Source organism: Pacificibacter sp. (genome assembly GCF_039769035.1).
GTDB lineage: Bacteria > Pseudomonadota > Alphaproteobacteria > Rhodobacterales > Rhodobacteraceae > Celeribacter.
The window spans coordinates 1-18,748 of record NZ_JBDMZG010000114.1 but is presented as its reverse complement, the minus strand read 5'-3'; the positions used below and the strand labels follow the sequence as shown (position 1 = coordinate 18,748).

The 18,748-nt window shown below is 54.1% G+C and carries 16 protein-coding genes and 1 pseudogene; 10 read left to right on the top strand and 7 right to left on the bottom strand.

The window, feature by feature from the left end:
• From iolC to iolB, 4 genes are all read left to right on the top strand, one after another.
• Window positions 1-1,919, top strand: a 1,919-nt coding sequence (gene iolC, locus ABF287_RS10575) for a 5-dehydro-2-deoxygluconokinase (RefSeq protein WP_347184977.1), incomplete at its 5' end; no start/stop codon positions are given.
• A 13-nt stretch (window positions 1,920-1,932) separates the two neighbouring features.
• The gene (gene iolD, locus ABF287_RS10570) at window positions 1,933-3,774 is read left to right on the top strand and encodes a 3D-(3,5/4)-trihydroxycyclohexane-1,2-dione acylhydrolase (decyclizing) (protein ID WP_347184976.1); all 1,842 of its coding nucleotides are present in this window, start codon (window positions 1,933-1,935) and stop codon (window positions 3,772-3,774) included.
• Window positions 3,775-3,782: 8 nt separating this feature from the next.
• Window positions 3,783-4,679: a myo-inosose-2 dehydratase gene (gene iolE, locus ABF287_RS10565; RefSeq protein WP_347184975.1), complete on the top strand. Its 897-nt coding sequence runs from the start codon at window positions 3,783-3,785 to the stop codon at window positions 4,677-4,679.
• A 9-nt stretch (window positions 4,680-4,688) separates the two neighbouring features.
• Window positions 4,689-5,495, top strand: a complete 807-nt coding sequence (gene iolB / locus ABF287_RS10560) for a 5-deoxy-glucuronate isomerase (RefSeq protein ID WP_347184974.1) — start codon at window positions 4,689-4,691, stop codon at window positions 5,493-5,495.
• A gap of 25 nt (window positions 5,496-5,520) precedes the next feature.
• On the opposite strand, the gene xylB is transcribed toward iolB, so the two are convergent.
• Both xylB and ABF287_RS10550 read right to left on the bottom strand, forming a co-directional pair.
• A complete protein-coding gene (xylB, locus tag ABF287_RS10555) occupies window positions 5,521-6,972 on the bottom strand; it encodes a xylulokinase (protein WP_347184973.1) in 1,452 nt (483 codons plus the stop codon).
• A 121-nt stretch (window positions 6,973-7,093) separates the two neighbouring features.
• Entirely contained in the window at window positions 7,094-9,001 is a 1,908-nt protein-coding gene (locus ABF287_RS10550; protein ID WP_347184972.1) for an FAD-dependent monooxygenase, read from the bottom strand.
• Window positions 9,002-9,542: 541 nt separating this feature from the next.
• Here ABF287_RS10550 and repA point away from each other — a divergent pair.
• The 4 genes from repA to ABF287_RS10530 all read left to right on the top strand — a co-directional run bounded on the left by repA (window position 9,543) and on the right by ABF287_RS10530 (window position 13,493).
• Window positions 9,543-10,733 (top strand): plasmid partitioning protein RepA, encoded by a 1,191-nt coding sequence (gene repA / locus ABF287_RS10545; RefSeq protein ID WP_347184971.1) that lies wholly within the window; start codon window positions 9,543-9,545, stop codon window positions 10,731-10,733.
• On the top strand, window positions 10,733-11,710 hold the full coding sequence (gene repB, locus ABF287_RS10540; RefSeq protein WP_347184970.1) for a plasmid partitioning protein RepB: 978 nt from the start codon (window positions 10,733-10,735) through the stop codon (window positions 11,708-11,710). Before repA ends, repB begins: the two co-directional genes overlap by 1 nt.
• Window positions 11,711-11,935: 225 nt before the next feature.
• Complete coding sequence (repC, locus tag ABF287_RS10535) at window positions 11,936-13,018, top strand: plasmid replication protein RepC (RefSeq protein ID WP_347184969.1); 1,083 nt, start codon at window positions 11,936-11,938, stop codon at window positions 13,016-13,018.
• 193 nt (window positions 13,019-13,211) lie between these two features.
• On the top strand, window positions 13,212-13,493 hold the full coding sequence (locus ABF287_RS10530) for a WGR domain-containing protein (protein ID WP_347184968.1): 282 nt from the start codon (window positions 13,212-13,214) through the stop codon (window positions 13,491-13,493).
• A 103-nt stretch (window positions 13,494-13,596) separates the two neighbouring features.
• Here the strand turns inward: ABF287_RS10530 and ABF287_RS10525 are convergent, their stop codons facing one another.
• Window positions 13,597-14,652 carry a glycosyltransferase family 2 protein gene (locus ABF287_RS10525; RefSeq protein ID WP_347184967.1) on the bottom strand — a complete coding sequence of 352 codons (1,056 nt, stop codon included), beginning with the start codon at window positions 14,650-14,652 and terminating at the stop codon, window positions 13,597-13,599.
• A 282-nt stretch (window positions 14,653-14,934) separates the two neighbouring features.
• On the opposite strand from ABF287_RS10525, the gene ABF287_RS10520 reads away from it, so the two are divergent.
• Entirely contained in the window at window positions 14,935-15,084 is a 150-nt protein-coding gene (locus tag ABF287_RS10520; protein WP_347184966.1) for a hypothetical protein, read from the top strand.
• Between the two features lie 85 nt (window positions 15,085-15,169).
• Window positions 15,170-15,916 carry a GntR family transcriptional regulator gene (locus tag ABF287_RS10515; RefSeq protein ID WP_347184965.1) on the top strand — a complete coding sequence of 249 codons (747 nt, stop codon included), beginning with the start codon at window positions 15,170-15,172 and terminating at the stop codon, window positions 15,914-15,916.
• Between the two features lie 16 nt (window positions 15,917-15,932).
• Here the strand turns inward: ABF287_RS10515 and ABF287_RS10510 are convergent, their stop codons facing one another.
• The 4 genes and pseudogenes from ABF287_RS10510 to ABF287_RS10495 form a co-directional block, all read right to left on the bottom strand.
• Complete coding sequence (locus ABF287_RS10510; protein ID WP_347184964.1) at window positions 15,933-16,700, bottom strand: enoyl-CoA hydratase/isomerase family protein; 768 nt, start codon at window positions 16,698-16,700, stop codon at window positions 15,933-15,935.
• Between the two features lie 25 nt (window positions 16,701-16,725).
• Complete coding sequence (locus tag ABF287_RS10505; protein WP_347184963.1) at window positions 16,726-17,367, bottom strand: carboxymuconolactone decarboxylase family protein; 642 nt, start codon at window positions 17,365-17,367, stop codon at window positions 16,726-16,728.
• A gap of 4 nt (window positions 17,368-17,371) precedes the next feature.
• On the bottom strand, window positions 17,372-18,514 hold the full coding sequence (locus ABF287_RS10500) for a CoA transferase (RefSeq protein WP_347184962.1): 1,143 nt from the start codon (window positions 18,512-18,514) through the stop codon (window positions 17,372-17,374).
• Between the two features lie 18 nt (window positions 18,515-18,532).
• Window positions 18,533-18,748: pseudogene (locus ABF287_RS10495) on the bottom strand (alpha/beta hydrolase); the annotation flags it as partial.

The window sequence follows — 18,748 nt, the reverse complement described above, 5'->3', positions numbered from 1 at the left end:
TCACCATCGGACGCGCAGGCGTTGACCTTTATGGCGCACAAATCGGCGGCCGCCTTGAAGATATGGGCTCCTTTGAAAAATACATCGGCGGCTCGCCAACCAACATCGCATGTGGCACCTCGCGTTTGGGTTTGAACACAGCACTGATCAGCCGCGTCGGCGACGAGCACATGGGGCGCTTCATTTTGGAGCAACTCGCTCGTGAAGGCGTATGCACCGATGGTGTTGTCACCGACCCTGATCGTCTGACCGCTTTGGTGATTTTGGGCATTCGTGACGAAGAACAGTTCCCGTTGATTTTCTACCGCGAAGACTGCGCCGACATGGCTCTGTGCGAAGATGACATCGACGAAAATTTCATCAAACGCGCGCGCGCTGTTGTGGTGACAGGCACGCATTTGTCCAACCCAAAAACAGCAGCGGCTGTGATCAAGGCGTTGAAATTTGCGCGCAAACACGGTCTGCGCACGGCGCTTGATATTGATTACCGCCCGAACCTTTGGGGCGTGGCAGGGCATGGCGATGGCGAAAGCCGTTTTGTGGAAAGCCAAGCGGTCACAGACAAGCTGTTGGCGACATTGCACTATTTCGATTTGATCGTCGGCACCGAAGAAGAGTTCCACATCGCGGGTGGCTCCACCGATACGCTGAAAGCGTTGGCGACCGTGCGCGAAAAATCTGCTGCGACGCTGGTGTGCAAACGCGGCGCGCTTGGAGCATCCGCTTTTGAAGGTGCAATCCCCGCGAGCCTTGATGACGGCCAAACAGGCGAAGGCTTCCCGATCGAAGTGTTCAACGTTTTGGGCGCGGGCGACGGGTTTTTCTCTGGTCTGTTGAAAGGCTGGATGCTGGCCGAGTCCATCGACAACGTGGATTGGCCTTTGGCGTTGAAATACGCCAACGCTTGTGGTGCTTTCGCGGTATCACGCCACGGCTGTACGCCTGCCTACCCGTCTGTGGAAGAGCTTGAGTTCTTCTTGGAGCGCGGTGTGGTACAAAAAGATCTGCGCAACGATCCAGCGCTGGATCAAATTCACTGGTCCACAACCCGCCACACACGCACCGATGGCGATTGGAGCACCATGCGGGTGTTTGCCTTTGACCACCGTGTGCAATTGGAAGAAATGGACGGCTACACCATTGAGCGTGGCGGTGAATTCAAAGAGCTATGTTTGAAAGCGGCAACGCAAGTTCAAGACGGCCAAGACGGCTACGGCATTTTGTGTGACAACCGCATCGGCAAGTCTGCTTTGCACGCCGCGTCTGGTTCTGGCCTGTGGATTGGTCGTCCGACAGAATGGCCAGCGTCACGTCCTTTGACGCTTGAGCCTGAGCTGGGGTCAGATTTTGGTGGTTTGAACCAATGGGCGCGTGAAAACGTGATCAAGTGCCTGTGCTTCTGTCACCCTGATGATGATGCCGAAACCCGTGCCGACCAAGAGGCCACGGTGAAGCGTCTGTTCGAAGCGGGTCGCCGCAACAATCTTGAATTCTTGTTGGAAGTTATCCCATCAAAAGTCGGGCCTGTGGACTCTAACACAACCGCGACTTTGATCCGGCAGTTCTATGAGGCAGGTGTTTACCCTGACTGGTGGAAGCTGGAACCGATGGCGGATGCGGAGGGCTGGGCCGCCGCCGTGTCTGCCATCGAAGAAAACGACATGCACACGCGTGGTATCGTGGTTCTTGGGCTGGATGCCCCTGAAGAAGAACTCGCGGCTTCTTTCGAAGTGGCTGCAAGCTACCCGTTGGTCAAAGGCTTTGCCGTTGGCCGGACTATCTTTGGCGATGCCGCACGGGCTTGGCTGAAGGGTGACATGAACGATGCCGACGCAGTGACGCAAATGGCCGCTCGTTACACACGCCTGTGTCACGTTTGGGATGCAGCGCGCGAAAAAGCACGTTTGAACGCAGTCTAGGAGGACCCGAGACATGACCAATACAATTCGATTGACGGCCGCTCAGGCGATGATCAAATGGCTGAGTGTTCAAATGACGCCTGAGGGCGAGCGCTACATTGATGGCATGTGGGCCATTTTCGGTCACGGCAACGTGGCCGGCATTGGCGCGGCTTTGCATGACGCGAAAGATGTCTTCCCGACATGGCGTGGGCAGAATGAGCAAACCATGGGTCACACGGCTGTGGCCTATGCCAAAGCCAAAAAACGCACCCGTGCGATGGCGATCACCACGTCTATCGGACCGGGCTCGACCAACCTTGTGACGACAGCCGCCTTGGCGCATGTGAACCGTTTGCCGATGTTGATCGTGGCGGGGGATGTCTTTGCCAATCGCCGTCCTGATCCTGTTTTGCAGCAGATCGAAGATTTCGACGATGGCACTGTATCTGCAAACGATTGTTTGCGCCCTGTGTCGCGCTATTTCGACCGCATCACGCGTCCTGAGCACATCCTCAGCGCGCTTCCGCGTGCTTTGCGGGTGATGACAGATCCGGCCAACTGCGGCCCTGCGACCTTGTCGTTTTGCCAAGATGTGCAGGCCGAGGCTTATGATTACCCAGAGGCGTTCTTTGAGCCGCGCGTTTGGCACATTCGCCGCCCCGCGCCTGACACACGTGAATTGGCTGAAGTGGCCGATTTGATCCGTGCTGCGAAAAACCCGATCATCATTGCCGGTGGCGGCGTGATCTATTCGCAAGCCGAACAGGTCTTGGCTGATTTTGCCACCAAACACGGCATTCCTGTGACCGAAACCCAAGCGGGCAAATCGGCTTTGGCGCAAAGCCATCCGATGAACTTTGGCGCTTCTGGCGTTGATGGCTCTGCGGCGGCGAATGATCTGTCAGAAGTGGCGGATTTGGTCATCGGCGTGGGCACACGCTTCCAAGATTTCACCACAGGCTCGCGCGCGATGTACAAAAACGCCGATGTGCGCTTTGTCTCGCTCAACATCCACGGCTATGACGCGGATCGCCACGGTGCTACGGCGCTTGTGGGCGATGCGAAAGTGACGCTTGAGGCGTTGACTGACGCGCTTGGCGATCACACATCCGATGCTTTTGATGCAGAGTCCCGCGCGGGCTGGCTCGCGGCTGTGGATGCGCATTGCGCCATGCCCACAGACCTGACAGCCCTGCCAACTGATCCGCAAGTGATCGGCGCTGTGCAGCGTGTCTCAGACGATAAAACCATCGCGATGTGTGCCGCTGGCACCATGCCGGGTGCGTTGAAGTTGCTTTGGCAGCCATCGCAAGGCGGCTACCATATGGAATACGGATTTTCCTGCATGGGCTATGAAATCGCCGGTGCTATGGGGCTTAAATTGGCGTTGCCTGAGCGCGATGTCGTGTGTTTTGTGGGCGATGGGTCTTACATGATGGCCAACTCAGAATTGGCCACAGCCGTGATGCGCCGTGTGCCGTTCACTGTGGTTTTGACCGACAACTCTGGCTACGGCTGTATCAACCGGTTGCAACAGGCTGTCGGTGGCGCTGCGTTCAACAACATGTATGTGGATTGCAACATCGAGGCCCAGCCTGCGATTGATTACGTGGCCCATGCGGGAGCTATGGGCGCGCATGCTGTGAAAGCCGCCGATATTGCTGCGTTGGAAGCGGAAATCAAAGCTGCACGCGGCCGCGATATTCCGACAGTCATCGTGATTGAGACGACAGCGAAAGATTTCCCAGGCCCTGTGCCAGACACCTCAGGCGGTGGCACATGGTGGGATGTGGCCGTGCCCGAAGTGGGCGGCAAAGCCGAAAACCGTGAAGCTTATATTCAAAACGTGCTGAACCAGCGCACAGTAAACTGAGATAGAACATGATTAAATTCGGAACAAACCCAATTGCTTGGGCCAATGATGATGACCAAAGCTTAGGGGCTAACATCCCGACAGATCGCATTTTGCGCGAAGCGGGGCAGATGATCGGTTTTGACGGCATTGAGAACGGTCACCGTTGGCCGCAAGACGACCCACAGGCGCTCAAAGAGTTGCTCGGCAGCTATGGTTTGCAATTCATCTCTGGCTGGCACTCGCTCAACCTGTTGACGCATTCCGTGGAAGACGAACAAAAAGCCATCCAGCCGCATTTGGACAAGCTCAAGCACAATGATTGCAAGGTTTGCATCGTGTGCGAGACCTCCAATTCTGTCCAAGGTTTGGCGCAACCTTTGTCTGAGCGCCCTGTTTTGGACGCCGCAGGCATGGCCGCGTTCGGCGCCAAGGTCGAGGCCGTCGCGCAATACTGCGCCGATCAAGGCATCGCTTTGGTCTATCACCACCACATGGGCACCGTCGTTCAAAGCCCCGAGGACATCGATGCGTTCATGGCCGCGACTGGCCCTGCGACCAAGCTGTTGTTCGATGCGGGCCATTGTTACTATGGTGGTGGCGATCCTGAGGTGGTTTTGGCGAAATACATCGACCGCGTTGGGCATTTCCATGCCAAAAACGTCCGCCCTGTTGTGCGTGATCAAGCAGAGCAAAACGCTTGGTCCTTCATGGATGCTGTGCGCGGCAACGTTTTCACAGTGCCTGGTTGCCAAGAAGGTGCGATTGAGTTCACACCCTTATTGCAAGCGCTTGCAATAAGCCGTTATGATGGGTGGATCGTGATCGAGGCCGAACAAGACCCCGATCAGCGCAACCCATTGATGTATCAGACACTCGGTCTGGCCACGCTCAAACGTATCGCCGCTGATACAGGACTTATCTAAGGATTTTTCATGCCCGACCTTCTAAAACGACCCTTTGGCACGCATGGCAAAGTTCACCAAATCACACCCGAAAGCGCTGGCTGGCGTTATGTCGGGTTTGATCTTTACCGTTTGCGTGCTGGCGAAAGCGCGTCCGATGTGACGGGGTCGAATGAAGTGATCTTGGTGATGGTCGAAGGCAAAGCGACCATCACTGCGGCAGGCAAAGACTGGGGTGAATTGGGCGACCGCATGCAGGTGTTTGAAAAAACACCACCGCATTGTTTGTACGTTCCAAATGACAACGAATGGGCGCTGACAGCCACAACGGATTGCACCGTCGCTGTTTGTAAAGCCCCAGGAAAATCAGGTCATGAGGCCCGTCGCATCGGGCCTGATGGCATCACTTTGACCCAACGCGGGGTGGGCGCCAACACGCGTCACATCAACAATATCGCGATGGAAAACGAAGACTTCTGCGACAGTCTTTTGGTCACCGAAGTCTTCACGCCCTCTGGCAATTGGTCGTCTTATCCAAGCCACCGCCACGATGAAGACGACTATCCAAATATCACCTATTTGGAAGAAACTTATTATCACCGTCTCAACCCTGCTGATGGGTTTGGCATTCAGCGTGTCTACACAGATGACCGTCTGTTGGATGAAACCATGGCAGTGCACGACGGCGATGTTGTCTGCGTGCCGCGCGGACATCACCCTTGTGGCGCACCGCATGGGTTTGAGATGTATTACCTCAACGTCATGGCAGGCCCTTTGCGCAAGTGGCGCTTTGTGCCGGCTCCAGAAGTTGAATGGATCATGAAACGAGACGCGTGATCATTCACGCGCCTCGCACCCTGCCTTACTGAACGGCTTTGATCGCCGGATAAGCCGCTTTGAAGGCTTGATGCTCTTGGGCAAAGGCATCGACCAAATCCACGTTGGGCTCCACAGTTTCACGCACGGCTGGGGCCGTTATCAACTGATCCAATGGCTCTTGTGTCGATGCCGCCATCCCAAGGCGCGCCGCCCCAAGAGCCGCGCCCAGTTCACCACCTTCAGGCAATTGCATTGGCACGCCAAGAACGGAAGCCAGCAAAGCCACCCAGTACCGTGACCCTGTGCCCCCTCCGATCGCCATAAGGCTATCCATTTGTGCCCGTGTCGCCGTCAGTGCATCGAAACAGTCACGCAACGAGAACGCCACGCCTTCTAAAACTGCGCGAGTCAAATCCTCGGTCGTGGTGCCACTGCCAATGCCAGTTAGACTGCCTTGAATTTCGGAATCGTTATGCGGCGTGCGTTCGCCAGACAGGTACGGCAGAAAACGCACACTTCCAGGGCGTTTCACGACATCACCAAAACCCGACGTCAGCTCTGATGGGCTTTTGCCCGTGATGCGCGACAGCCAATTCAAACTGTCTGTCGCCGATAGCATCACCCCCATTTGATACCAGCGCTCCGGTACAGCATGGCAGAATGTGTGAACAGCGGTTTCTGGCGCCGGAAAATACCCATCTCGCGCCGCCAAAATGACACCAGACGTTCCCAAAGACACGAACCCCTGCCCCGCGTTCAAAGCGCCAATGCCGCAGGCCGCCGCCGCATTGTCCCCTGCCCCGCCCGCAACAACGACGGTCTCAGACAACCCCCATTTTGATTTGAGCTCCCCGCGCAAAGTCCCTGCGGCTTCTGATCCTTCGACCAAACGCGGCATTTGATCTGCGCGCATATGGCTTGCATCCAACAAAAACGACGACCATTTGCGTTTACCAACGTCAAGCCACGACGTGCCTGCGCTGTCGGACATGTCGGCCACAAATTCGCCCGTGAGGTAGAAATTGAGATAAGCAGCAGGCAACAAAACCTTGTTAACTTTGTCAAAGATTTCGGGTTCGTTTTCGCGCACCCATTCCAACTTGGGCGCGGTGAAGCCCGGAAAGACGATATTGCCTGACTCTGCGCGCACCTGAGGCATCGCATCGAGCCGCCCCGCCTGCACGTGAGATCGCGTGTCGTTCCATAAAATACACGGGCGCAGCACCGAACCGGCATCATCCAACAAGGTCGCGCCATGCATGTGTCCGGCGACACCAATGCCTTTAAGGGCTGAAAACTGCGGAAACTTTGCGCGCAATTCGGCAACGGCGTCTTCTAAGGCCTGAATCCAGTCCGCAGGGTCCTGCTCTGACCAGCCATGGTGCGGATGCGATACGCCGTAGTGGCGTTCACTTGCTCCCAACGGTTGACCGTTTTCATCAACAAGAAGCACGCGCGCACCCGAGGTGCCCAGATCAATTCCAAGAAACGACATTCAATGGCCCTCCAAACCAGTGTAGATCACAACCGCGACCCGATTGCGCCGGATCATAGTCTACACTTTCTCAAAAGCAGCCTTAAAAAACGTCCTGTTGGGAATAAATCCCAGACCAGTGTTACGCGGGCAAAAATACCCCTGCAAAGTGGTCACTGAGGGCCTCAAAGCCGTCCAACGGCAAGACATTCGAAATATATTGGTCTGGGCGCACCACGATCATACAGCCCTTGGCACGATTGATGCCGCGCATGTCGAAAATGTCACCCGCGCCTTTGTGATCGGTGCAAAAGACCTTTTCATGGTCCTGCAAGCCAAGCTTGCCCGTACAAGGCTTAAACAGCGGCGGCATATTTGAATAGTCGATCTGATCAAAGGTTTCCTGAAACACAGCGCGCACATCTATGACCGCGTCGATGTCTTCCCCTGCGCGGGTGTGTTTTACGATCGGAGAGTTCGGATCGGTTTCCAACCAATCAGCCAGCTTATAAATTGCCGTACTTTGTTCCGTGCCTGCAAAGGCATAAATCCGCCAACGCCCGTCGGCTTCAGCGATATGACCAAGCTGCATCTGTTTGGCGTCTGCGACGCGCACAACAGGGGCCGAATGAAACCTGCGGCCGATTTCTTCACCCGACGCCAAGGCTTGGTGCACTGGCGCGGCGATCAAGGCGGATTCATCGTATTTCACCGCAAGCCCACCGGTAAATTCAAGGTTCGCTTTGAAATGCTGAATAAACCGCGGCTCTTGCCCGCCATCAAGCTCGGACTGCCCCAAAGGCGCCGACATGATACGCGCCCATTCGTGATCGGTTTCAACCAAGCGGCGCGCTTCAGCGTGGCGTTCGGCGGAATAGCTGTGCAAAAGGCTGGCATCAGAGCGCCCCGTCAACACATGCGCCAGTTTCCAGCCCAAATTGAACGTGTCTTGCATCGAAACATTCATCCCCTGCCCCGCTTTTGGGCTGTGCGTGTGACAGGCATCGCCCGCAGTAAACACGCGCGGCATGCGCGTCGCGGCCTCACTTACGGGCACGTCATCGAACTTGTCCGTCATGCGATGACCAATCTCATAGATCGACCACCAGACAACCTCTTTCACGTCAATCGTATAAGGGTTCATGATGCGATTGGCGGCCGCGATCATATCGTGCTGTGAGATGTTGCGGCTTGCGACACGTTCGTCGGCGTTCAGCTTATCAAGCTCGACATACATCCGAAACAGATAGCCGCCTTCGCGCGGCAAAATCAGCACGTTGCCTTCGTTTGCAGACGTGATCAGGCACTTTTGGCGCACGTCTGGAAAATCCGTGTTGGCGAGAATATCCATCACACCCCAAGCTTGGTGTGCGGCGTCACCATGCAGCTCGCCTCCGATAGCTTTACGCACATTTGATCGCGCGCCATCACAGCCCACCACGTAATTGGCGCGCACTGTGATCGTCTCGCCCCAGTTCACGCCCGTGTCTTCCAAAGTCACGGTAACAGGGTACTCTTTCGCATCTGGATCAACGACCAAATCACGTACAGACCAGTTGTAATCGGGCTGCATGCGCGCCGGGGCGTCTTTCATAAAATCAAGGAACAGCTGGTGCAGCCGCGCTTGGTTGATCAAGATATGCGGCATTTCGGAACTGTCATCGGTGACGTCCTGCACGCGGCCAACCCGTTTAATATGAGAAGGATTTTCAGTGTCAGGCATCCAAAAACTGGTTTGGTTCACCCAATAGGTTTCGCGTTTGACTTTGTCGGCAAATCCGAAGGCTTGGAACATCTCCATTGAGCGTGTGTTGATACCGTCGGCCTTGCCCTTCACGATGTTGGAAGGGCTGCGATCCACAACCATCGTATCAATCTCAGGGAACTGCGACAGCTGCGCCGCCAAACACAAGCCTGCAGGTCCGGTGCCGGCAATCAAAACATCGACCTTGTCAGGCATCGGGGCATGACCTGCATAGTCGCGCCGGTTGGGTGCTGCGTCTTTGACGTCAGGATTGCCCCCGCGAAATCCGTTTTCATAAAACTGCATTGTCGTTCCTCCTGCTTGCACCGTGGCGGTTCATACCCATTCACAGTTAGTAACTATACATACTAAGTACACTTTAAACAAGTATGTATAGTTACTAATAGTTCAAGCTATTGATTATGATATGAAATACTGGCCAATCATCGGAAATTTATGCGAAATGCGACCCCAGTTCGGTGTTCGAACTCTGTGGAACCTCCTTGCGGATTGTCCAAATTGGTCTCTCTTTTCATTCTCCTCAGTCGATTCGAAATTTAGAGAGACAATCTATGCGTTGCGGATAATTTTATGTCGCCCACTACATCTTGCAAGAGTACCAATTTGGCTAAGATTCAGCATATTATCAAAGTCTTAATGGCCAAAATTGATCGACTGCCGTAAGTTGCACGCCATTTGCACCGCCTCCTAAAGGTAAAAAAGTGTTGCCTGGGGATAAGTTGCGTGCAATGACTTCTTTAGTCGCCAAATAGCGAAATTTGCGCAATTTAGCGACGGAAACAAAAAGATCCGCCAAAGAGATCACCTGAGCAGAGTATAATCGATCATGAACACCGTAGACACACGTTCTATTGCTGCATCCATTGCGTCCAACGCCGCCCGCTTGTCGGAGGCGCTCGACAGTCATATGCGCAATAGCTTTCAGCCTGATAGCAGAAAAGTGCTGCGGAAGTTTCACCCTGCCGAAGTATCTGAACTGACAGGCATCAGCATGTCAAACCTTAGAACACGTCATCAAGAAGGCGATTTCCCTGAGGTCGAGTCAGATTCCCGCGGTCGTAGGCTCTATACAGCACAAGACATTGACCAAATCCGCCACGTCATGGCGCGCACCGGTCGGAATGGGGACACCTATCTTCCCGGCCGACGTGAAGGCGATGCCCTGCAAGTGATCTCGATCGTCAATTTCAAAGGTGGCTCAAGCAAAACCACGAGTGCCATTCACTTGGCCCAGCGATATGCCTTGCGAGGATATCGGGTTTTGGCGGTCGACATGGATCCGCAGGCCAGTTTGACCACGATGTTTGGCTACCGCCCTGAGATCGAGTTTGCCGAAAGTGGCACGGTCTACGATGCCCTCAAATACGATGACCCTGTGCCCCTGAGCCAAGTCATTCGTAAAACCTATTTTCACAACCTCGATCTTGCGCCAGCGGGTCTATTGTTGTCGGAATATGAAACTGAAACCGCCTATGCGTTGCAACACAAGCTCGACCCGCCGTTTACGCAGCGCCTTGCGATTGCACTGGACGAGGTTGAGGCAAATTACGACCTTGTTATCATCGATTGTCCGCCGCAGCTGGGCTTTACCACAATGACCGCCTTGTTGGCGTCAACTGGCCTGCTCATCACGGTTGTTCCAAGCATGTTGGACGTCGCCTCAATGGCGCAATTCCTTGAAATGGCTGGAGAAACTGTCCAAACCTTGGAAGACGCCGCCGGCCCTATTGATTGGAATTTCTTAAAGTTCTTGATCGCGCGATACGAGCCAACAGACGTGCCACAATCACAAATGGCCGGATTTTTGCGCTCGATTTTGCTGGATCAGGTTTTGAACACACCGATGTTGAAATCCACCGCCATTTCAGACGCAGGGATGACCCAGCAAACGATTTACGAACTCGACCCGTCGCAAGTGGTCAAAAAGACCTTGGTGCGTATTCTCGAAAGTGTGAATGGCGTCGCGAATGAGTTCGAAAAGACCATACAACAAGCATGGGGAAGGGAAACTGACTGATGGCCCGTAGAAACCTATTCCAGCCCCCTCTCCCGCCCAAAGAGGACACCGCCGCGACCACGCCGGCTGAGCAAAAGACACGCTTTCCCAATACTGGGGCGATGAGTGGCGTCAAATCAACACTCAAGGACGTGGCCAGCAACGCCGTGCGCGAAATTTTGGTCGATGTTATTGAAGAAGATGGGCCAAAAGACCGGCTTGCCTTCACAGATGCAGATGTTGTGACGCTGGCTGACAGCATCAAAGCGCATGGGCAGCAAGTGCCAATCATGGTGCGCCCTATTGCTGACAAGCCGGGGCACTACCGGATTGTTTACGGACGTCGCAGATTGCGCGCCCTCCGGTCGCTTGGCATGCCAGCAAAAACCCTTGTGCGGTCTCTTTCAGACGAAGAGGCCATTCTGGCACAGGGCCAAGAGAACACGCAGCGGCTCGACCCAAGTTTTATTGAGAAAGCGCTGTTTGCCAACGAATTGAGCAGCAGTGGATATGATCAAGCCGTCATTCTAGACGCGCTTGCCGTCGATAAGCCGATGCTTTCACGAATGGCAAAGGTTGCGCGGTCTATTCCAACGCCTGTCATCGAACAGATTGGATCTGCACACGGGATTGGCCGGCGCCGCTGGGAAGAGCTCGCGGATCAATTGCGCAATTCTGACTTGGACGCCGAAAAACTAACGTCAGAACTGAACATCACCGCAGCCAAGAATTCCGAAGAGCGCTTTGGGTTGATCAGTGACGCGGTGACCCGCGCGCTTAAAGCGAAAGCCCCACAAGCGCCATCAAAGCCCCCTGCCCTTACCATTAGCCTTAATGACGGAACGCCCGTCGCAGAGGTCAAAGAGACGGCACGAGCGCTGACATTCAAGCTGTCTAAGACAGATACCCCAGAGTTTGCTCGGTGGATGCGTGACAACGCTGAATCCGAGCTTACGCGCCTTTACGAGGCGTGGCAGTCAGACAAAAGATCTGGCTAACAACGAGCGAGCAGAAACAAAAAAAGGAGCACGACCTACGACCCGAAAAAGAAAGAGCCCCCCAAGGAAAACCTAGGAGAGCCCAATCTGTTCTTTGCACTTTCAGATTTACCAGCTTTTCCACGCCAGTCAACAACAACCGATTCGGTTGAACGGAGATTTGCGGCCTTTTTTCTAATTTTTTAGAAAACGGGGACCTTTCCCATCAGGTTGTCGTGAAGACACATGGCATTTATTCAAGCAGCTGCGCCCATTGGGTTGCGGACCAGTGAACTATTGTCCGCGGACAATTCAATCCCAGAACGTCACATTGTGGTGGAAACTCTTCGCAATGCTGCCCCTCTTTTGGGGCTCAATGCATCAGTGATTACGACGCTCGACGCGATGCTGTCGTGCCTTGCACCGAAACGCAATCACCATACGGTGTTCGCGTCAAACGCAACACTGACATTTCGGCGCAACGGGATTTCAGACAGAACCATCAGACGCCATGCGGCCGCCCTGCAAGACGTTGGCCTCCTCATTCGTCGCGACAGTCCAAATCGTAAACGGTTTACCAAACACAACACCCATGAAGGCAAAGCTTTGCGGTTTGGATTTGACCTCACCCCGCTGTTCACACGTCTGCATGAGATCGCTGCGATGGCTGCGGCTGTGTTGAAAGAACGCGAACAAATCGACTACCTGCGCGCCAAAATTCGTTCCGCTGCCAATATAGCCCTTCAAACCAATCCGCACGACGAACTCGCGATCAACACGCTTCGTATGCTTCGTCGTAAATTGACACTTGGGGCATGCGAACAACTACTCGAACTGCAACCAAAACACATGGAAACAGCGGAAGCTGACGACGATCGTAAAGCCTGTTCAACAACATCTATGACCGCCAACGACGGCCAAAATGTCCGCCACTATCATAACTCAAATAAAGAAATTATTGATAAAGAAGAAACCAAAGCTAAGCCGGTTCAAAAAAAACAAACACCTGAAAACCCACTCACCGTGCAAGAACTGGTTCATGCCTGTCCCGAAGCAGCACAGTTTTCTTTGAATCCCGTAGAAACGGTTCAAGATGTCGTGGCTCATGCACGAACCTTAGCGCCTATGATTGGGATCAATGCTCAAAGCTATGAAGCAGCTCAGGCTCGACTGGGGCCGCTAAGAACCGCAGCGACAGTCTGGGGCATGATGCAGTTCCATGAAAAGATTAAATCTGTTGGTGCCTATTTTAGATCCATTACCACAGGCGCCAAAAGCGAAGGGTTTAATCCTGAAGATCTTATCAGGCGCTTGGCAAAATCGAATTAGGGGTGATCGCAGTACGGCAATTGTCCGCGGACAATTTGGACAAATGTGCCTATGGAAAACAATCGAAATTTGTTGGTGGGGCAGGGGGCCACATCGAAGACACCGCAAACTGCCAACTCGCGGACACCCAAGTTTCTACATATTTTTTGACATCAACCCTTCCAAACTTACGTCTCTGAGATAAGATAAAATTATGAACACAACCCACCAACCAAGTGCCGACAATCCGGAACAAGCGGAAGTCTTTCCAGGACGCATTAAGTTGCGCCGGATTGATCCTAAGCAAAGGATGCGCCGTTTTTACTTGATGACGGTTCAGCGAGATCTTTTTGGTGGTGCGACGCTCACACGTGAATGGGGCCGTATTGGTTCGGCAGGTAAGGTCATGCACACCCATCACGCTGACGAAGGGCAGGCCGTTGATGCACTCGCAACACTTGCCCAGCAGAAGTTCAAACGCGGGTATCGAATTTAGGGCCAGCACCAATACCCCGTCAGTTCTGAGGTGTTGAATGTTTATGGGTCCGGAAAGTCACCAACCGTGCAACATCTAAGTGTTCTAGGGATGTTTTTTATTATTAAGATCTAAGTGTGGTTGTTTTAGATACGTTTGGGTTTTTGAGACGTATAAGATCTGAAAACAACTTTTGCTGTATTTCCATTGGTAAAACTTGCGTCGGTCCCGCCTGCACCAACCCGCTGTACATGTAGAACCAGTCAAGATCTTGCATCAGGGTGGCGATACGGTTTTGACGCCATTCCATACCAGTCTCATGGAACGCTTTCAAACGGTCATCTGTGCACCATTCTTGTATCTGAGCGCGCACTGCGGTTTCGAACTTCAATATGCGACGATCCTCGATTTGATTGAAGTCGCGCTCAATCCAATAGGCATAATCGGTCGGGTCACTGCTGTGGTTGGGTTTGCCTCTGTCAGCCTTGAGTAAAAAGTTCTCAACAGAACTCAGAGCATAGTGATTGATCTGCGCAAGGTCGTAGCGCGGCTCTACAGAGGGTATGATGGTGCCAAGAGCACGCCGCAAGGGTCTACCATTCCCATCGCTCCATCGCACATCCTGTGTCCCATCTTTGAAGTGGGGCCTGTGAACGCCGAGTTTTTCCAAATTCTCTGGAATGTTGCGCCACAGCGTTTTGTATTGCACTGCGCGCCATGGCCATAGCATTGCCTCGGGCGCACACTGAGTGAATTGCGACATCATCAGATCGTCGGTGTAAGCATGTTGGTTGTTGTGCCCAAACATCCGCCAAGACAGCGCAAATGCGTCGGCCTCAGGGGCGGCTGCGCGCAAGTCTTGCAACGTTCCGTCGCCTGCATGGATACACAAGAATTCGTCCACATCCGTGACAAAGATCCAATCGGATTTTTTCGTCAAAGGATGATTGCGCGCACGGTTAAGGGCTTTCCATTGAATGGCTTTCTTGCCGCTGCGCGGATTTGGTTGGTGGGTAACGATCCCCATATCCTGCAGGTGATCAAGCATCGCATCCGTGCCATCATCGCAGTCGTTTGAATAGATCAAAAAGTCAGTGACGCCGATCAGCTTGTAATAGGCGAGCCACTCCAAAATAAAAGCTGCTTCGTTGCGCATTGATGTAATGATCAGAGTTCGCAATGTCGGTGTTCCTATAGATCATTGAGGCGTCGCGTAAGGCAGAATTAAGCAGTGGGTCTGCCAAGTAGGGCAGGGGGCTTGTGAAAAGCCCTATGGTGACTGTCCGTGGATGAAAGAAGCTGCATAAAGGTAGTCTCCGAGCCTTGCCTAGCGTTTGGCCTCACCTTGCACGACGTAGCGTTCTTGCGCAACCTATGGCGCTACCGCCCTAGTTGATCCGTTCTGAGGTTAAATTATTGAATGATCTCTCATCTTTAGTGGCCATCTGCTGAGGGAATTCGTTTGGCATTTTTCGTGGTTTGCGGCACGGGTCGCGATGGCATCTTGGGTTTGGATGTCGCTATGGTCACCGTCATTCACTTGGCGCGCATGTTTATCATCATGCCGCTCTTGGGGCGTTTGGTGGCGCGGCTGCCTGCTGCCAAGGATTAAAAGATATAAAACTAGTTTTTATAATTGATAGAGCTGCGCGAGTTGGATAACATCAGTCCATCATATTTCGGGAATGTATCGCACCATGGCTCAACCAGAAAACTCCACAGTTAAAGCGCTCAAGAAAAGCAATGTTGCGCGCTATATCCAATTGGCCAGTTTGTTCCGCAACCGTATCGAATCCGGTGAATGGGACGTGGGCGACAAAATCCCCAATGTCGAAGTGCTGGCCAAAGAATGTGGTGTGGCCACCATGACCATTCGTCAGTCTCTTGATATTTTGCAGTCAGAAGGCTTGATTGAACGGTTTCGCGCCAAAGGCACATTTGTCACCGAGCGTCCCAACAAAGACATTTGGTGCGAGGTCAAAACCGATTGGACCGGATTGCTAATCGCACAAGACAACGCCGTGATCGAAATTTTGGATGACAAACCCAACGCTCAATTGCCCCGCCGTGACGGATATACAGGCAATATGGCTCCAAGCTATCGCCACCTCAAACGCCGCCATTCGCGCGATGGGGTGCCGTTTCTTTTGGCCAATGTGTTTGTGGACGAACGCGTGTGCAAAGACATCCCCGAAAGCGCGTATACCACTGTCACTGCCATGCGGTTGATCGCAGACTTGCCGGACCAAAAAATCACCGACGCTCATCAGGTGGTTACCATCGGTGCGGCGGATTTGGAAACCTCAGAGGCGCTCAATATCTCGATTGGCGACCCAGTTGCCAAAGTTCAACGGGTCGCGGTCAATCAAGTGGGCGATCTGATTTTGGTCGCCAATGGGGTTTACCGTGGCGACATGATGAAAATCTCGGTCAAGCTGCGCTAAGCGCGATCCGCTGAGATCATCCTTTGAACACAGGGTCGCGTTTCTCCGCGAATGCGGCCGTGGCTTCAATCGAATCTTCGCTGGTCGACAGCGCCTTTGTCTGACCTTGCTCATACCGGTAACCTTCGTAAATCGATAGGTTTTCGGTCATCTGGAACGAGGACTTTGCAGCGCCAATGGCCGAAGGGCTGGCCTTGGCAATATCGGCCGCAATCGCGCGCGCTGTGTCCAACAGGTCTTCGGGCGCCGTGCAGGCTGAGGCGACATTCATCCGCAGCAGATCTTCGCCGTAAAACCGACGCGCTGTGAGCAGCAACATCCGCGCATCTGATTCACCCAAATGCCGGCGCACATGCGAGACGCCGCCCGCCAAGCCAACGCACACTTCGGTCATTTGCAAGAATGCCTTTTGCGACACGACGATGATATCTGCACAAAGCGCCGTGACACAGCCCGCACCAATGGCAGCCCCATTGACGGCGGCGATGATCGGTTTGGGACATTCAATCAAACAGTCGAAACTGGCCCGAACCCGTCGATTGTGCGTTGTGTAATGACCCGGCTCTTGTGTGGGGCGTTCGGACAAATCCGCGCCCGCAGAAAAGGCTTTGCCCTCACCGGTTAAAATGATTGCACGCACATCCGCGCGGTCGCCTAGTTGATCCACAACGCTGACCAGTTCTTCGCGAAAGGCATTGTTTTGTGCATTCACCGGCGGACGCGCGATGGTGATGGTTGCGATATGGTCGCTGACCTCAAGGGTCAAAGTGTCATATGTGCTCATGAGGTTTCCCTTCGGCGCAAAATGGTCAACGCGCAGGGGCTGCGGGCAAGGTCGACAGGGTGCTTTTCGCCCCTGGCAAAGTGTCTGTCACGCCATCGGGCAGGGGGACGCGGTGAACATTGAGCGTCATGGCCACCATGGAATAGTAGCCGATGATGGCTGTCAACTCGACCACACCTGCAGGGGACCAACGGTTTCGGACAGCCGCATATGTCGCGTCATCGACATCGCCATTTTGCACGATTTGTTGCGCGTAATTGTAGATGTGTCGGGCGTCTTCGTCGGTGCCGAAATCAGGGGCGTTGCAGTGGCGAATGGCATCAGCCCAGCTCACATCCAAGCCCGCCTTTTTGGCATCGCGCAGATGGATCGCCCATTGCAGATCGCTGCTCCAGCGGCGGGCGGTGACAAGGATCGCCAATTCGCTCAGGCGTGTCGGGATCGAGGTCTCAAACCGCACGACTTGTCCGAAACGCTGCCAGCGGTCCGCCAAAATCGGATTGTGCAACGCCGCGCGCAGAGGGCCCACCAATGTCTTGCGCGGGCCGGATACGATTTGATCATAGACCTCTTTTTGCGCAGGGGTCATGGTTTGCGGCTCGGGGAAATCGATGCGTTTACCCGTCTGCGTGTCGGAGACGTTTGCCGAAAGGGTGTCGTCGGTCATCTGTTCAATCTCCAAGATCTAAGGCAGCAAGAATGTCTTGCGTGTGTTGACCCAATAGGGGCGGCGGGGTGTCGAAAGTCAGCGGGGCGTTGCGAAAGTTCAGCGGTGACACGACCTGTGACACGGTTCCGCCAAGCGGATGCGGGATATCGCGCAGCATGTTGCGGTGTAGCACCTGCGGCTCTTGGAAAACGCGATCGATGGTATTGATCGGACCCGAAGGCACGCCTGCTTGGGCAAAGGTTTCGACCCAATGGGAAATCGTGCCGCCCGCCAGCGCCAATTTCAAAATGGCTTCTAATGCCTCAAGGTTTTCGACCCGCGCGACATTGGTGGCAAATTTGGGATCCTTGGCCAGTTCAGGCTGCCCAATACAGTCGCAAAACTTTTCGAACTGCCCATCGTTGCCCACTGCCAAAACGATATAACCGTCAGAGACAGGATAAACATTTTGCGGCTGAATGTTGGGGTGACGATTGCCGCGGCGCACAGGCGTTTGACCCGACACCAGATAGTTCATGGCTTGGTTCGCCAACGTCGCGACAGAGACATCCAGCATCCCCAGATCGATATGCTCGCCCTGACCCGTTTCATTGCGATTGGCCACGGCCGCCAACACGCCGATAGCGGCATACATACCGGTCATGATATCGATGATGGGCACGCCCACTTTTTGTGGCTCGCCACCGACGGAACCTTCGGCGCCGCCCGTGACACTCATCAAGCCGCCCATGCCTTGGATCATGAAATCATAAGCCGCGTCATTGGCTTTTGGACCCGTCAGGCCAAAGCCCGTGATTGAACAGTAAATCAAAGCGGGATTGATCTTTGCCATGTCTTCATAGCCCAACCCCATCCGGTCCAAAGTACAGGTTTTGAAGTTCTCCAACACGATATCTGATTTGGCCGCCAAGGCGCGCACCGCCTCTTGGCCTTCTTTCGATTTCAGGTCCAACTCGACGGATTTCTTGCCACGGTTCACGGACAAATAGTAACCTGCCTCACCAGTGGAGTTGCCGTCTTTGTCGTTCAAAAACGGCGGGCCCCAACGGCGGGTGTCATCCCCTGCGCCAGCGCGTTCGACCTTCATCGCCTCAGGCATGGCCCCGTCTTGAGCACCAGCGATGGCCAAAAACGGAATCGACATCTGTGGCAACACCGCGCTTTAGTCGTAACCTTCTAGCGCATGAGTGGCGGTGCAAAACCCGTCAAGGTCTGTGCTTGTGATGATCTGCTCAAGCCGCTTGGCAATGGAGCCGCCTGGGTCTGCACCGGGCAACCAGCGTGGTGCGGTTTGCGCGGCGATCACGGCCAAGCCTTGCGCGCGCGCGGTGGCGCGGCGTTCTTGCCAAAAGGTCTCGCGTCCTGGCGCACTTTTAGC